This is a genomic window from Chloroflexaceae bacterium, assembly GCA_025057155.1.
Taxonomy (GTDB): Bacteria; Chloroflexota; Chloroflexia; order Chloroflexales; family Chloroflexaceae; genus JACAEO01.
Genome location: JANWYD010000004.1, coordinates 195,298 through 211,070, shown reverse-complemented (window position 1 = coordinate 211,070; position 15,773 = coordinate 195,298). Strand labels below are relative to the sequence as shown.

The window sequence follows — 15,773 nt, the reverse complement described above, 5'->3', positions numbered from 1 at the left end:
GATTGGGCCTGGCGCAGCCAGGCCCAATCCTTTGGCCCTGCCGATTATCCATCGGCAATGCTCAATTCCTGATTGGCGACCCGATCGCTCAGGCGCGCGATGTCGCGTAGCAGCGGGACCCGCTCGCTGGCGCCGTGGTTAGCGACGTAGATGGTCGAATCGGCAATGATGGTCGCGGTCACATCGGGCGCGCCTGTGAGGCCGGCGCTCGCGGCCGCGCCGGTGAACTCGTTGCTCTGCATGCTCAGGTGGCGGCACACCAGCAGGCTCTGCGCGCCTTCAAAGACGTTGTCGCTCCACGGGCAGCGGCTGAACAGGTCGAAGGGGAAGATGAAGCTCTCCTGCGCCATCGCCGCCTCTTGCAACGCCCTGACGATGTCGCGGCTGACCGCCACGCGCGCGATCTGATTGCCGCGCAGGTACAGCGTGCCCAGGAAGCCGGCGTTGAACCGGATCTGGTTTTCGCGCAGGCGCCCGAACAACTGCTTGATGATGTCAACATTCAGCAGTTCATTGACCTCTGAAGGCGGCGTGGGCGGGCCGTAGAGGCTGAGGACCCCGGCGATGTCGTTGTCTGTCAGCCGGTAACGGTCGTCCTGGTCCAGAACGTCAATGCTCGACTGTAATAACTGCAGCCCGGCTTCGTCCATGCGCCGGGCCTGCTCCAGGATGATCGCTGTGCCAGGGCGAACCTTTCCCGCGGCGCGCCGGATATCCAGCAGCAGGTCGAAGATCGTGCTCAGCCGCAGCACATCGGCCGCAAGGGCCAGGATTAGTTTGGCGTAACTGAGCCGCTCGCCCTGGCTCTGCCCGGCGAACTGGCGCAAGGCCTGTTGCAGAGCGCTCTGGATCTCCCTGCGGGTGCGCGGGTCCAGGGTGATCAGAGCCTGGGCGGCCTGCAGCGCGCCCCGGCGAAAGGCGGACAGGCGGAACTCACCCTGCTCGGGGAGGTTGAACGGCTTTGACAGGTCTTCGGCCTGGCTGCGGGCGAAGAGATCGCGCGCGGGCGCCAGGCTATCTAGCAGCAATGCTTCGAAGACGTTCCCCTCCAGGTGCACCCGGTCGGCGTTCATGATCTGGAGCAACGCGCCGTCCTTGTCGGTGACGCCCGACATCTGGCAGGCGCGCACCTCGATGCCGGAGCAATGTTGCATGACTATGGCGCCGTCGCCGGCCACGGGAAAGGCGATGTCAAGGGCCAGATCACGCATGATAACCGACGTGAGGCCAACGAAGCGGATCGGCTCGCGCAGCGTCAGGCGGCTGCCCGGGCCACAGCCGGCGACGCTGAGGTGCAGTTCAGGCTCATTGGGGTTGCGCTCGATGCCGATTGCGCCAATCTCCTGATCTCCCGGGCGCAGGCAGATGCAGATGTTGCGCTCCCCGCGCCCGATCAGGTCCCTGAGGGCCTCATCCAGGCGCTGGTAGTCGCCGCCCGGACCCACGCAGACGCAGCAGCCGCCCCGGGCCAGACTCAGGTTTGCGCCGAAACGCAACACCTGACCGGGTACCGGCGCACCGCCCGCATCGAGCAACACTGCCGTCACCTGCTGCGCCCCGGTCGCGCCCAGCGTCCAGCCGCACTCGGCGATGCCGTCGGGTCCCGTGGTGAGCACTGGCTGGGCAGCGGTGAGGCTGCCCCCGCCCTGGGTGACGGTGAAGCGCACTCGCGCGCCGATCACCGGCGTCGCGCCGTTGAGCACCCGCGCGCGCAGCGGCTGCGGCAGGGGCTGCCCCGACATGGCCTCCTGGCCGTCGCCGCCCACGTAGAGCAGCGTCATCAGTCGGGTGAGCGGGGGGAAGAGTTGGCGGCAATCCTGCGCAACGGTGAAGGCGCCGCCGCTGCGGTTGAGAACGGCCAGTTTGCAGTAATGGTGCGCGATGCCCGCGCGGGGCTGGGGGATCGGGTCGTTGCCCGCGTCGCGGGGCCACTCCACATCGGCGGTGACGGTGCGCGCCGGGATGAGCCAGTAGTCGCCGACGCGGTAGCGACCGGCTGAGAGACGGATCTGCACTCCGTCCTCCAGTTCCAGCCATGTGTTCAGCGCGGGATTGGCGAGCACGCCGTCCCAGCGCCGCGCCTTCGGAAGGTTGGGCCGCCCGGCGACGCTGGGCGGGAAATCGGCGATCTTCACGCCTGTCCAGTTCGGGTCGGTGGTGTCGAGGGTCAGGATCTGGTCCTCGGCGTTCGCCAGGCGCACCAGGATGCCCGCTTCGCCGCGCAACTCGCGTTGCTCATCAATTACCTCGACATACTGGCCGGCGGCGAAGCGCAGCACCTCGTCGCGCCCGATGCTGGCCACGGTCAGGGCTTCGGGTTTGCTGGCCTCCTGAGCCAGCCAGCGGGTGACGATGGCGCCGTTGTCGCGGCTCCATTTGAGGCGCGTAATCTTGCCGTTGGCGTCTACCGCGTGCACCTCGACACGGTAGAGCTGGTTCTCCAGTCGGCGGTAGCCGGCGCCCTCGGGCACGACGCACGGCCCCGGCGCGGTGGCGCTCTCCGCGGCCCGGGCGCTCAGTCTGCCGTTCTGGCTCTGGTCGAGCAGGGCCTTCCATTCCGCCGGTTCGCTGACACAGGTGATGGGATTAAGAAACGGGCCGAGGAGCTTCACCTGCCAGACGGTGCGGGTGCGGGTGGCCGTGTCCGGCCCATTGAGGGCGACCTCGCGGATGTGTTCGTCCTCCAGCGCGGTGATGTGGCGCTGCCAGACGTCCAGGTAGGCCAGGTAGAAGCCGTCGGCCAGGCCGCTCAGGGCCATGCCCGGCAGGTCGGGTTGTTGATCGAGGGCAACCGGGGCCTCATTCTCGCAGAGGATGCCGTTGACGTAGTAGCGTCCGGCGCCGATGGCGGGCATGGCGCCGCCGGTGAGCGCGAAGCCGGCCGCGTCCAGGGGCGCGCCGCAGGCGCCGATTACATCGGCGGCCTCGGTCTCGACGCGATGGGCGGTGATGTCAATCTGCTCGTTCCAGTCGGCGTCGAGTTGCACCCGGCCCTGTTGCAGCCGCACGCCGCTGTAGTGCTTTTCGGGCCTGAAGGTCGATCGGGTAAAATCGCCTTTCATAGCGCTCCTTATTTCGGATTGTGGATTGTAGATTGCCACCTATGGCGTTCCAGTGAGACTGGCGATGATGCGAACGCAGTCTGTGCAACAGGAATAGGTGTTATGTCACAAAGAAGATCCCGGCTTCGAGGCCGAAGCGCAGGTACTCTTCCAGGCTGGTTCGCAGGTTGGCGAGGCGTTGGGGTTGCTTCAAGAAGGCGAAGGCGCCCATTTCGGCGCCATCTTCCGCGCCGGTGCGGATCTCCTCCGCGCAGGTCGGGCCGAGTTGCCCGTAGGCGGGATCGCCGTAGCGGGTGGAGGTGAAGGCGGGCCGCAGCCGGCCTAGCACGCTCCGGGTGATGCTCTCGGCCTGGGCCGCGGTCAGCGCGGCGCCGAGGCGGGCGGCTTCGGCCTCCAGGGCGGCCGCAACGGCCAGCTCCGGCTGGCAGCGGAAGCGGCGCGGGGTCTGCGCGCCGGGCGGGACGTAGCTGAAGCGCGCGCAGCCGGCCTGCCGGCGCGCGACGTGGACGCGGTGGCTGAAGATCGTCTCCGAGGCCAGGGTAAGTTCCTTGACGTGCGCCGGCCCCAGCACGGTCACCCGTTCCAGGGTCGTGGGCGGGCCGGGCAGGGCGCCGGCAGCGTCGCCGCCGATCGCCGGCAGGAAGAGCGGCCCCGCAAGCCCCAACTCGGCCAGGGTGGTGTTGTCTCCGGGGGCGTGATCAAAGGCCGGCACGACCCCGCCGGCGCCGGGGAGGATCACCAGGCGATCGGGGTCGCTCAGGCTGCCGACGAGGGCCCGGGCGAAGGCGGGTGCGGCGCTGACGGCGCGCAGGGCGGCGCCGAGGCGATTGCGGGCCTGGATCAGCGTGGTGGGGGACGGGGTGAGGGTGATGGTGTGCGCCTCCGCGCCAAAGGCCGCGGTCACGGCGGGCGCCGGGGCGCTCAGGGCCGGAAACGGCGCCAGCGGGCCGCTGATGACGGCGAGCCGTTGCGCTGCCGTGTCGCGGCTAAGGCCCAGCAACCTGGCGGAGGGGTCGCCTTCCGCGGCATCAATGGTCACCTCAGCCGGAACGCCAGGAAGGATGACCAGCCGGTTGTCCACCGTAATGACACGGGCCTCGCCAAAGGCGCGCGTCGGGCGAACGTTGCGGATGGCGCTCTGCAGCCGGTCGCGGGCCTGGGTGAGATTGGCCGGCGCCGCGCTCAGGGTGACGGGATGCGGCCCATCGCCGCCGATGGTGACGCGCAGCGCCGGCGCGGCCGGCAGACCTGCGGGAAACGCACTGAGATCGCCCGACACCAGGGCCGGCGTCAGTTCAGCCGGGTGGCCGCGGAGGGGCGACTCGATGATGCTATCCTGGACGCGCAGGGCCGCCATCTGCTCCGGCAGGCGCAGCGGCCCGGTGATGGAGCGGGTCACGTTCAGGGTCAGGGCGGTGTTGGCGGCGCCAACGAGCACCGCCGGCAACACCGGTTGGAGCGGCTCGCCGGCGGCATCGAGCCGGCCGCCCGGCACGAGCGTGCAGTGAACGAGATCGAGCTGGCGCAGACTGGCATCGTCCACCACCGTCAGGTTGCCGGCGACGAGCAGGCCGTTGAGGGCCAGGCGCGCGCGCTGGTTGCCCGTCACGCTAAGATTGCCGATGAGGGCCGGGCGCCGGCGATTGGCGGCCTGGATCACCAGGTCGTTGGCGGCCAGAGAGAGGCTCAGGTTTTCGGTGTAGGTGCGGTTGTCGTCAATCTGGATCACCGCCGCGGGATGGCCGTCGAGCGCCCACTGGTTGAGGGCGGCCTGGATGGTTCCAAAGGCGCTCGCCGAGACGCGGTAGAGTCGCCCGAGGGCCTCGGGAACAGCAACCGTGTTGTGGTATGCCGTTGGCGAAGGATCTCCAGGGCGCGGGGCGAAACGCCGGTCGTAGGGGCCGCCGCCCAGGTCGCCGCTGAAGCCATAGGCGTAGCTGACGGCGACGTCAGCGGGCGGGCTGGTCAGATTGCGCAGCACCGCCAGGCGGCCCAGGGCCGGGTCCACGGCCACCTTCGTCTCGAAGGCGAAGCCATCGCTGGCGCGGGTGAAGCTCCGGCTTAAGGGCGGTTGCCAGCCAGGGGCGCTCCAACCGCTTAGATCGCAGATGCTGATCTCCTCCGGCGCGAGGGCCGCGCCGTCGAAAAACACCTCAATCACCGGCTGGCGCGGGTCGAGATAGGCGCTGACCGGGGCGCCCTGGCCGCTGGTCAGGGCGTGGCGGTAATGCTCCAGGTCATCGTAGAGGGCGCGGCGGCGCAGGCGCCCCGGCACGTTGGCCTCGCCGGCCAGGTGGGTGATGGTGGTCTCGGTTTGCGGGCGGTTGAAGAGCGGCGCGTCGTTGCCGAGGGGGCTGAAGGTGTAGCGCCCGTCGGGCGGGTCAGCCACGGCGCGGGGGGTGGCGCGGGTGACGAAGTAGGCCTGCAGCCGCCACAGGAAGATGCCCACGTTGGGGATGTTGTGCTTGCCGCGGCCGCTGGCGATGCGCCGCACATCGGCGGTGCGGGCGCTGGCGTCGAAGGGCGTGTCAATCAACTCCAGCTCGTTCGTCTGGCGCAGGTCGGGGGTGCGCAGGTTGTGGGGCCGGAGGTGGTTGAGGTACTGGGTCGTACCCAGCAACTCGAAGAACTCGACCACCCGCGCGTTCCACAGCGTGGCGTCGCGCGCCAGTTGTTCGAGCATCGCCGGCGTACCCTTGCGCCGGCGGTAGCCGAGGGTGTTGGCGATAAAGGCGCGGCGGGTGAAGCCGGGGGCCTCGAAGTCGTGGAGGCCGCGCACCCCCAGCAGGTCGCCGATGTAGGGCGTCACCCACTCATCGGCGGTCTCGATGAACCAGTTGGCGTAGAGCCGGGCGATGTCTTCTTCGACAATCCCGATCTCGCGGGCGATGATCGCCAGCAGCGCCTTGAGGGGGTAGCCCTGCTCGGCGTCGCGCAGGCGGTAGATCGCCGGCAGGAGCTGGTAGAGCCGTTCGCTGGTGTACCTGGTCATCGCGCGGCCTCCGTGAGATCAATGCCGCGAGGGTCGAGCAGCAGCAACTGCGCCGGGCGAACGTTGCACGTTCCGGGTGGCGCGGCAGGGTCGCAGCGCGCGCGGGCGGCGAGGAGCGGCGTCTGGCGAGCGGGCGTCTGGCCGCGCAGGTAGAACTGGTCGAGGAAGACGGCCTGCACGCCCTCGACGGCCTGGATGAGCGCCAGAACCTCGCTCTCGTGGGCCGGCTGGCCGAAGGCGCGGCGCTCGAAGGCGTAGGCGTCGCGGAGGGTCGCGGTGACGGCCGCCAGCACCTTATCGGCGAGGTAGGCCGGGTCAATCAGCACGCGCGCCTTGAGGCGGAAGTAGAGCGGCTCGTAGGAGGCGACGATCAGCCGTTGCGCCGTGTCACGGGCGGCGTCCATGGCCGCGGCCAGGTTCGCGAAGAGCTTCGAACGCGGATCGATGGTGTGGTCCACGCCGTTGCTGGCGGCGGCGGCAATGGTGACGTGCACCACGCGCCGTTCACCGTCCCACAGCCAGGTGGCCTGGGCCTTGCCGATGCCGGCGAAGGCCCGGGCGAAATCCTCGAAATCGCGGAGCGAGACGATGCGATCCAGGGTCAGCACGGTGAAGGGGGCGTTCTGGCGGGCCTGGTCGCGCGATTCGGGGTCGGCCGCGCCGGTGGGGGCCAGCGGGTTGGTCACCTTCTGCACCCCCAGGGGCCGGGTGATCAGCAGCGAGAGCTGGCCGGCGCGCACCATGCCCGGCGCGCCGATCCCGGTGCGATAGGTCGCCACGACGTTTTCGTTGCCGGTGGGCAGCCGCGCCCCGGTGAGACCGTCGCCGAAGGTCAGGGTGACGTTGCCCGCGTCATCAATGCGGGTGATGTAGGCGCGCTCGCGCGGCGGCAGGCGGTAGAGCGCGGGCGCCTCCCGCCACAGCACATCGTTCACCCGCACCTGTAGCGTGCTCTCGGCGCCGGCGGGCGTCGCCGCGGAGACATAGGTCAGCGGTTTCTGTTTGAGGGTGAAGGACTGGAAGCCGCGCGCTCCGTCGCCGCTGCCCAGGACCTCCTGGCGGGTTTCGCCGTGGGTGGCGGCGGCAACATTGCCGTAGATGATTACCGTGGCCCGATCGTAGGCGCGCAGGAGCGCATCGGCAAGCACGATCTCGGTAGGGTCGCTGCCGGGAACGACTTCTTTGATCACCACCGCTTCGCTGACAACGGGATCGTCGTCGTGGGAGGGAACCAGTTCCAGGGCGCGGCCGGCCGCGGCGGGGGAGTTGAACGTGACGCTACCGGTAAAGCCGTTCCTGTCGGTCAGTTTCCAGGTCTGCTGTCCCGAAGGCAGGGTGGCCGGCGCTTCCTCCAGCACCGGGCTGTCGCCGGACTGGAGGGCGACCTTGCCGATGCCGTCGGCGGCGATCAGTTCGAGTGGCCGCACCACACGGACGCGCATGCGTTTACCGCTGACGACGAGGGTGCGCCCGGGGGGCAGGTCGGGCAGCGACCGATCCAGGGTGATCCGGTTGCCCTGCAGCGGATCGCGGATGGGCCGGGGGGCCAGGGGCAGTTCTTCGCTCTGGGCGTACACACTGGCGCTACGCGGCGAGAAACGGTTGATGTTCTCGCCGGAGATGCTCAGGCGCGTGGTCTTCAGGCTAAGGGTGTAGTCGGTTCTGGTTTCCTCGGCGACGGTTTGCACCGCATACACCTCGGCCCACTCCGCCGTGGCCAGCACCACCCAGCTTCCCGGCGTGATCTGGCCGTAGACCGCGTCGAGGTTGATAGCTGTCGTACCCGCGGCAAAGGGGGCCTCGGCCCAGCTTTGTTGCCGTCCGGCATACGGGCCTTGCTGGAACACGGGTGGGCCGCTTGCCTGCGGAACGAGTTCGCCGACGCGCAGGGAGGCGGGCAGGGTGTTCCAGGCGGGGGCGTTATGGCCGAAGAGGTTGGCGCGCAGGCGCAGGGCGTAGACGCGGGGATTGAGCTTCGGCGGCTCCTTGTAGGGAGTGAAGGAACCCAGGCCGCGCTCCAGTTCGACCACGGTATAGGCGGCCTCCGGGTCAGCCGCGGGTACCGGCTTCACCGCGGTGACGCGGCGGAAATCCCAGTTTTCGTTGCCGGCGTCCTTCCGGCGCTCGTCGCCGATGAGCAGCACGGCGTCGCCGGGCTTGAGGCCGGTGGCGGTTCCTTTGAGGTACAGGCGGTCCTCGGCGAAGCCCGGCTGCGCCAGGCGGAAGGTCTGGGGACGAAGCTGGTTCCACTCGCGGCGCGCCTCGATTTGCTCAACCGTCTCGAAGGTCTGCGCCTGCTCGTCCGGGCCAGGCAGGCTCTGCACCTTGACGCCAACGGGGAGATTGACCACGGCGGGAGCAGTGGGAGCGGTCTCCAGTTCAAAGGCCAGGTAGGTGCTGGCGGCCACGCCGGGGCGCAGTTCATAGCCAATCGCCCGCGCCAGTTCCAGCACCGACATGCGCTCGGTAGCGGTGCGCAGATAGCCCTCGTTGGCGATGCGCTCCTGGTAGAAGGTCAGCACGTCGAGCATGGCGGCGGCGGCGTCGCACAGGGCGATGCTCGGGTCGTCATCGGCGCGGGTGGTGAGGGTGGGAAGGCCCCCCGGGCTGGCCAGGCCGGCGAGCATGCTGCGCTTGAAGGCGCCGTGGGCGCCAACGCGGTACACCAGGGCCGACAGGCCGGGCGGGTTCGCCGGGTTCCGCGGGGTCAGCCGGGTGAGGCCCTCGCAGCAGCCGCACGGGTTCAGTTGAAGGTCAGCAGGCATGTGATTCTCACATGATAATCATGGTTTCACGGGCACGTTACCGTTCCCAGGGTTCTGCTCCCCCTCTCTGCCTACCCCCGCTGGGGGAGGCGCCCGGTTGTCCCCCGGCGGGGGAGGGTTAGGGAGGGGGAAACCAGGTTTCCCCACGCCCCTGCCCGACAGGGAACCGTTGTAGCGCGACCCTCCGCGTTCCGGGCGGGGAAACCAGGTTTCCCCGCGCCCCGGCCCGGTGGAAGGGCAGAGGACCGCTACACCCTGCCCTATGTTCACGCCATCACCTCAAACTCGATCTTCCCGTTTTCGGGGAAGTTCGGGTCGTTATCCAGGCGAATGACCTCGTAGGGTCCGACGGTGAGCACCCTGGCGGCCAGTTCGCCGCGGGCGGGTTGGCCCCGGCGCTGGAACTTGCGCGCCTCCACCGTGGCGACCCCCTCCACCGCCAGCGCCGCCGCGTAGAGCCGGCTCAGGTAGAGCGGCTGGCCAAAGGTGAAGTTGTCGGGATGGAAGAAGCCACGGCGACCGTCGGGCAGCGTGCCGTTGCTGAAGGCCCGTAGCAGCGCCTGCCTCACGTCGGCGGGGAAGTGCCCGGGCGCGACGCAGATCCGCAGGACGATGTCCAGCGACACGGGAACGGGATCGGTGATCTCCAGGTCGTAACCGGCCAGGCGGTAGCGATTAAGGTAATCGCGCAGGTCGGCCTCGAAACGCGCGTCCACCGGCAGACCGCCCCGGCGGTCCACGGTCACGAAGGCGGTGTACCAGCTACCCGTCCAGCGGTAGCTCGCGGCGGCGCGCTGCACATCGGCGCGGCGCTGGGTGACCTCGACGTAGTCGGCGGGGGTGACGGCCCGCTCCTGCACCCGAAAGGCCGGTGGCGCGAATTGGCGCGCCTGCTCCATCGCCTCGGGCTCGACGCCGCCTGCGGCGGGCAGGGGGTTCCACACCCGCGTGATGTCCTGGTCGGTATGGACGATCCGGGCAATGGCGCCCGCGCCGACGTTCCCGACGGTTCCGTTGCCAACGCGGTACTCGGCCTTGAAGCGCGCCCCCGGCGCGGGACGCTGGCCCAGGATGTCGTCGCCAAAGCGCAGATGGGCCGCGCCGTCACGCTCGACTTCGACCACGAACTCGGTTGCGAACCGGTCGCTGGCGAGCAGGTCGCGCTGAGGGGTCCATACCGTCGTGCCGTCCAGCAGGCGGATGGCGGGCCGGGTGTGGCGCATCTCCCAGCGCATGGCGGCGCTGGCCGGCGCGGCCGGGTCGAAGAGGATCAGCCGGTCGCGATCCTCCGGGTCGGGTACGTGGCCCTGCCGGGTCAGCGGGCCGCGCTGGAGGCGCGGGCGATAGACCCCGCTGGCGGGGACGGGGTCCAGGTCCTCCAACGGGGCAATGCGCAGCCCGTGATCGGCCAGGACAACATTGCCCCGTGCCAGGCTGACATCGCCGAGGGGCTCGTCGCGCTCGGAGATGGCCGAGAGGCAGAGGGGGAACGGCAGAGCGTCTTCGAGGGCCCAGGCGACCTCGAGCACCTCCAGAGGCGGATCGGCGGGATTGGCGCGGGGGATCGGCGGGCCGCCGGGGTTCACCGGGTCGAGCGTATACAACTCGTCCCGGGCAGGCGCGACGGCGGTCAGCCGGACGGCGTGGCGATGGGCCGGATCGGCATCCTGAGGCAGGCCGGTAGTGGGGCTTTTCACTTCCTCAAAGATCAGGACCATCCCCGCCTGGAGGGTCAGGCCGGGCCGGCGCACCAGGGTGGCGCGGGTCGCGCCGGCAGGCAGGCAGCATTCCGCGTCGCCCCAGGTATGGAAGCGGATCGCGCTGCGAGCGGCTTGCAGGGTGATGGGGTGCAGCGTCTCGAAGACCTCGGGGCGCTCTTCGGCCAGTACCCGCTTCAGGGCGCCCGGAGCGACGCGCGGGTCATCGCCCGCACCACGGGTCAGCAGTTGCGTGCCGGCCTCCAGGGTCAGGCCGGCGCCGGCGTACTCGAAGCAGACCCAGGCGCGGGCATTGCAGCCGTCGTGCATGAAATAATCCAGCAGGCGAGCGTGGCGGCGCAGCGAGATGCGCTGGCGAGCCGTGCCCAGGTACGCCTCGGTCGCCACGGCGTCCTGGTAGTAGCTGAGGTGGTCGCCAACGTAGGCCAGCGTCTCGACCAGCATCATCAACACGTCGGCGGGGTTGCGCTCCTGCCAGCCGGGCATAATCACGCTCAGGCGGTCGAGCATAAGCTGGCGGAAGCTGGCGTAATCCTTCGCCAGGTAGTTAATCTCCGGCTCCGGCAGGGCTTCCGGCGGGCAGTCTTCAGCTGGCGCGCAGTCGAAGTCGGCGGGGCAGTCCACCTTGAAGGAGAAGCGCACCTCGACGAGCTGGCGGTCAAAGCCGGGGGGCGGGCGCAGGTCGGTGAGCGCGGCCACCAGGCGCAGGGTATAGGTGGAGAAATCGCCCGGCTGGTTGACGGTAACGCTGATCACCCTGCCGGCGACGGCGACGTTGGCGACCCGCACGTCGCCCTCGGCGACCACTCGCTCCACGCCGGAGTCGCCCTCGGCCACGGTCGCGCCGCGCACCCGCGCGCCCCCGATGATGAGCGCTGCCCCGGTGAAGGGCAGGGCGACGGGGTTGATGCAGACGACACGCAGGGTCCTCTGATCATCGGCGACTTCGAGATAGTCAATGCCGTTAAGGTCCGGCTTGCCGATGATCATCTGGCGGCGGGCCTGGTTTTCGCAGCGATACTGGGTCGCCATGCGGATTGGACACTCCTGTTGCGTCTTCGGGGCTTCGCCCCACGACAAAGGGATGAAAGGAACGTTTCCCGGGAGGGCGCAGCCCTCCCGGACCCTCCCCGCCGGGAGGCGCGCAACCACGGGAGGCAAGCGGCCTTTCCCCGCAGGGCTACGCCCTCCCGTCCTCCTCAGATCAAACCTGGCGCTCGAAACGGGCCACCTGGCGCTGCTGGGTGCGGCGCACCACATACTGGACCGTTACCTGCACCGTCGCTTCCTGGCTCTCGACCCGCACCGCCTCGACCAGGATCACCTCGCCCAGCCATTGCTGGAGCGCCCCCTGCACCGCCAGTTGTACGGTGGCGCCGAGGCTTTCGCTGTTCGGCTCGAAGACCAGTTGCAGCAGGCCGCTGCCGAAGGTCGGGCGGTTGACCCGTTCGCCGGGGGTGGTGAAGAGGACCTGTTCGATCAGGTCGCGGATATGCTCGTCCGGCGTGGTGCTCGCGGTGCGGCCGCGGCCGTCGAAGTGAAAAGGATAATCCACCTGAACCATGGTCACTGTCCCCTGACCCGCGTCTGGGTCATCACAATGGTGAGCGGCGTGCCGTTGGGCGCGCAGATGGCCTGGCTGTCCTGGAGCAGCACGGGCTGGCCGCTCACGCGCACCCGCAGGGCGGCGGTCACCCACTGGGCGGTCAGGCAGGGGCTGGGCGCGCCGGAGACGTTAAAGGGGCAGCCGGCCACCGTATACGGGGCGGCCTGGGTGACCACGGGCTGCCCGGCGACGCGCACGCGCGGGTTGGGCGCGGTGGGTTGGGCCTGGCCGGCGTGGGCGCAGAGCACGCCGGCGCCCTGGTGCAGCAGGAAACCGGGCATCACGTCACCTCCAGCGCACCGTTGTTGATCGAGACCTGCGGGCCGGTCAGGGTGATCGTGCCGCCCATGCCGTTGTCAATCTCAATGCCGGTGGCGCTGAGTTTGAGCTTCTGGCCCCCAGACGTCTCCAGGGTAATGCCGCCGATGCCGGGGGTGTCGTCGAGCAGAATGCTGTTGCCGCCCTCGGTCTTGATCAGCAACTTCTTGTAGGGCGGCGCCAGCAGCACCGGCGGCATCTCGGCGGCCGACCCCCACCAGCAGCCCGACCAGATCGGATAATCCGGGTCGCCGTACTCGAACTCGATCCACACCCCCGCACCGACCGCAGGCAGGGCCAGGAAGCCCATACCGCTGCCGCCGAAGGGGGCGCAGGGCATGGCCCAGCCACTCTCGCGCTCACCCAGCACATCGGGCACGCGGGCCTTGATCCGCCCCATCATCAAGGGGTCCTGAATATCGGTCACCACGCCGCGGTACTTGCCGAAGAACGGCGTCGCGTCCCTTTCGACCATCTCATCGCTCATGAAACCCTCACCACCGGTAGCAGCGTGCCCGTGCCTTCGCGGCTCAGGGTAAACTCCTGGGTGTACTTGCCAACCTCGATCTCGTGGGTGACGCGACGGACGTAGTACAGGCCATCGTGTTTCAGCCCGGCCCCGCGCACGCCAACCAGGCGGCGCGCCCGCAGCACATGCCCGTAGCGCACCGTCTCAAGCTGGCCAGTGGCGCTGAGCGCCTCGGGCGCGCGGGAGGTCGCGGCGAGGGCGGTAGTGGCGGCCTGGCCGGGGTTCTGGCTGGCGGTGCGGCGCAGCAGCGTGGTGCGGCGGGGTGCAGCGGGCGAGGCGGCCAGCGGCGGCACGCGCAGCGACGGCAGCGGCGGGATGCGGATGCTCGTTTTGGTGATCGGTTCAACGATACTGCCCTGCGCCCCGACCGGGGCCAGGGCGTCGTTGGTGAAGCTCAGGCTATTGACATTGGTGGCCGTGCCCATATTGACCGTCAGCGCCGGCTGGGGCAGACCGAGGCGATTCTCCGGCCCGAAGTAGGCCGTGGTAGCGCCCAGGGTCAACGGCTCAAGGTAGAAAACGAAGCCATTGCGCGCGGCCATGCGCCGGATGAAGCGCAGATCGGTCTCGTGCTGCCGCGGCACGCGATGGAGTTCGATTGGCACGTCGGTGGTGGGCCGGGCCTGGGGAACAATCCCGTACTGCGCGTACCGCGCCAGGATCTCGGTCACGATCAAGAAATCGGGCCGGTTGGGGTACTCGGCATTCTTCTCCTCCAGGTCGAGCAGCACACTGATGTCGCGTCCCGAGACCGTCAGGGTGGACGTGCCCGATTCGGCGCCGGGACTCACCTGATGGTGGTAGATCACCCCGTCAATTAGCGGCTCCAGTCTGGCGCCGAGGAGCACGCCGATCACCACGCGCCGGTCGGGATCAAGCGCCCCGCCGGCGAGCAAGCCATACTCACCGAGCCTGTCCTTGCCCAGGGTGAAGGTGATCTGGAAGCCGTCCTGGCCCTCGGCATCATTGATCACCCTGACGCGCTGCAGCGCATTCATCACGCTGGCCGGCGCGGGCAGGGGCACGGTCTTGCCGAGGAGCAGAACGAGGCGAATGCCGAGCTGGCTGGCGAACATTCAGGTGTTCCTCCTCGCATCAAACCCTGTTTGCCAGGGTGGAGCGATTTCTTTCAGAGGGGCCTCCGGCCCCTCCGAACCTCCCCCGGGCGGGTGCGGCGCCGCGCCTCCCGCCTGGCGGGATGGGCTCAGCTTCCGTGCCGGCCCCTCCAAACCTCCCTCGGGCGAGTGCGGCGCCGCGCCCCCTCCCTCTCCACCTACGGTGGAGAGGGAGGGGGTTGGGGGGAGGGTGAGGACCAGACCTCACAACCCCGGCAAGGCGATCCGCACCACGCGGCCCAGTTCCTCCAGTTCGGCGGGATGCAGCGCGCCGTTCGCGTCGCACACCTGCCAGAAGAGCGTCGGGTCGCCCAGGTAGCGGGCAGTGAGATTATCGAGGCGTTCGCCCTGGGTGACCGTATGCTCCACCAGGGTCGTCGCGGCCCCGGCGTCGGGGATGAAGCGCCGGCGCTTGTAGACGATCACCCGCTCGCGCTGATCGGCGTCGCGCGTGGTCAGGCGGGCGTCGGCGACGGTTGCGTAGCGGCTGGTTGGTTCAAACATGGCGCTCCCGCTTGTTCATGACAATGAAAGAGTTTTTTTCTGGGAAGGCTGCGCCCTCCCGGACCCTCCCGCCAGGGGCGCGACGGCGAAGCCCTCCTTCACCCTCCCGCCAGGGGCGCGACGGCGCAGCCCTCCTTCACCCTCCCGCCAGGGGCGCGACGGCGCAGCCCTCCTTCACCCTCCGGCAGGGGTACGGGGAAACCCGGTTTCCCCACCTTCATGGTGTACCGGGGGGGGGGGCGCCCGCCCCCCCCCCCCCCCCCCGGGCGGCCCCGCGCCGCCCCCCAGCCCCCCCCCCCCCCCGGCGCCCCCGCCCACCCCCCCCGCCCCCCCGCAGGACGACTCGCCCGGCCTCCAGGCGTTCGACCTGGACCAGGGCGGCCACGGGCACGCCGAGGGCTTCCAGGGGCGCGCGGCCCCCCTGGAAGCATTTCTCGACCACGAAGCCGGCCGCCGCCAGGGTGGCCCCGGCCTCGACCACCAGTTCAGCCAGGGCCAGGGCGGTGCGACCGTTGGCGAGGAAGTCGTCAACCAGGGCCACGCGGGCAGAAGGTGGCAGGTAGCGCGCCGAGATGACCAGGCGGGCCTGGCCGCCACGGGTCGGCGAGGGGACCAGGCGCGACAGGGCGGGGGCTTCGACCTCGGGGGCGTATTTTTTGGCGTAGACCATGGGCACGTCCAGCGCCAGGGCGGTGACGAGGGCGGGAGCGATGCCGCCGGCCTCGGCGGTCAACACCAGTTCGGGGCGCAGGGGGGCCAGGCGCTCGGCGAGGGCTGCGCCGATTGCGCGCATGAGCGCGGTGTCAATGCGGTGGTTGAGGAAGTGGTCAATGCACAGGATGCGGTCATCGAGCACCGTGGCTTCGGCGACGACGCGCCGCGCCAGCGGTTCAAAGGGGGCGTTGAACATCTCCTGCAAGTCGTCTGGAAGCTGCATAGCGCGTGCCGGCGCAACCGTTTGTGCAATCTGGAACGCAATTGCGCGGTTCTATTGACTATGGTACCATATACGAATGCGCCGTCGCATATTCCGCGACGAGCGTTTTTGTATCCGGTGTCCCGGAGGACGGTGCTGGGGGAGCGCAGCCCTTCCAGACCCTCCCGCGCGGGGCCTGTCTTCATGGAGAGCCTGCCTGAATAACCAGGGCGTCGGCTAACATTCCG

General features: G+C 69.4%; 9 protein-coding genes and 1 pseudogene. All 10 read right to left on the bottom strand.

Going from position 1 to position 15,773, the window contains the following annotated elements; genetic code table 11:
* Nucleotides 1-44: 44 nt before the first annotated feature.
* The 10 genes and pseudogenes from NZU74_04810 to xpt all read right to left on the bottom strand — a co-directional run bounded on the left by NZU74_04810 (nucleotide 45) and on the right by xpt (nucleotide 15,519).
* Nucleotides 45-3,062, bottom strand: coding sequence for a DUF6519 domain-containing protein (locus NZU74_04810; GenBank protein ID MCS6880631.1), 3,018 nt, complete (start codon nucleotides 3,060-3,062; stop codon nucleotides 45-47).
* A gap of 100 nt (nucleotides 3,063-3,162) precedes the next feature.
* Nucleotides 3,163-6,054: a hypothetical protein gene (locus NZU74_04805; GenBank protein ID MCS6880630.1), complete on the bottom strand. Its 2,892-nt coding sequence runs from the start codon at nucleotides 6,052-6,054 to the stop codon at nucleotides 3,163-3,165.
* Nucleotides 6,051-8,819 carry a putative baseplate assembly protein gene (locus NZU74_04800; GenBank protein ID MCS6880629.1) on the bottom strand — a complete coding sequence of 923 codons (2,769 nt, stop codon included), beginning with the start codon at nucleotides 8,817-8,819 and terminating at the stop codon, nucleotides 6,051-6,053. Before NZU74_04800 ends, NZU74_04805 begins: the two co-directional genes overlap by 4 nt.
* A gap of 266 nt (nucleotides 8,820-9,085) precedes the next feature.
* Nucleotides 9,086-11,569, bottom strand: coding sequence for a putative baseplate assembly protein (locus NZU74_04795; protein MCS6880628.1), 2,484 nt, complete (start codon nucleotides 11,567-11,569; stop codon nucleotides 9,086-9,088).
* A gap of 172 nt (nucleotides 11,570-11,741) precedes the next feature.
* Entirely contained in the window at nucleotides 11,742-12,101 is a 360-nt protein-coding gene (locus tag NZU74_04790; GenBank protein ID MCS6880627.1) for a GPW/gp25 family protein, read from the bottom strand.
* Nucleotides 12,102-12,103: 2 nt separating this feature from the next.
* A complete protein-coding gene (locus NZU74_04785) occupies nucleotides 12,104-12,424 on the bottom strand; it encodes a DUF4280 domain-containing protein (protein ID MCS6880626.1) in 321 nt (106 codons plus the stop codon).
* Entirely contained in the window at nucleotides 12,424-12,948 is a 525-nt protein-coding gene (locus NZU74_04780) for a phage baseplate assembly protein V (GenBank protein MCS6880625.1), read from the bottom strand. The genes NZU74_04785 and NZU74_04780 overlap by 1 nt, the downstream gene beginning before the upstream one ends.
* Nucleotides 12,945-14,066 (bottom strand): hypothetical protein, encoded by a 1,122-nt coding sequence (locus NZU74_04775; GenBank protein MCS6880624.1) that lies wholly within the window; start codon nucleotides 14,064-14,066, stop codon nucleotides 12,945-12,947. Before NZU74_04775 ends, NZU74_04780 begins: the two co-directional genes overlap by 4 nt.
* Nucleotides 14,067-14,309: 243 nt before the next feature.
* Nucleotides 14,310-14,609, bottom strand: coding sequence for a hypothetical protein (locus tag NZU74_04770; GenBank protein ID MCS6880623.1), 300 nt, complete (start codon nucleotides 14,607-14,609; stop codon nucleotides 14,310-14,312).
* Between the two features lie 328 nt (nucleotides 14,610-14,937).
* Nucleotides 14,938-15,519, bottom strand: a pseudogene (gene xpt, locus NZU74_04765) (xanthine phosphoribosyltransferase).
* Nucleotides 15,520-15,773 lie beyond the last annotated feature (254 nt).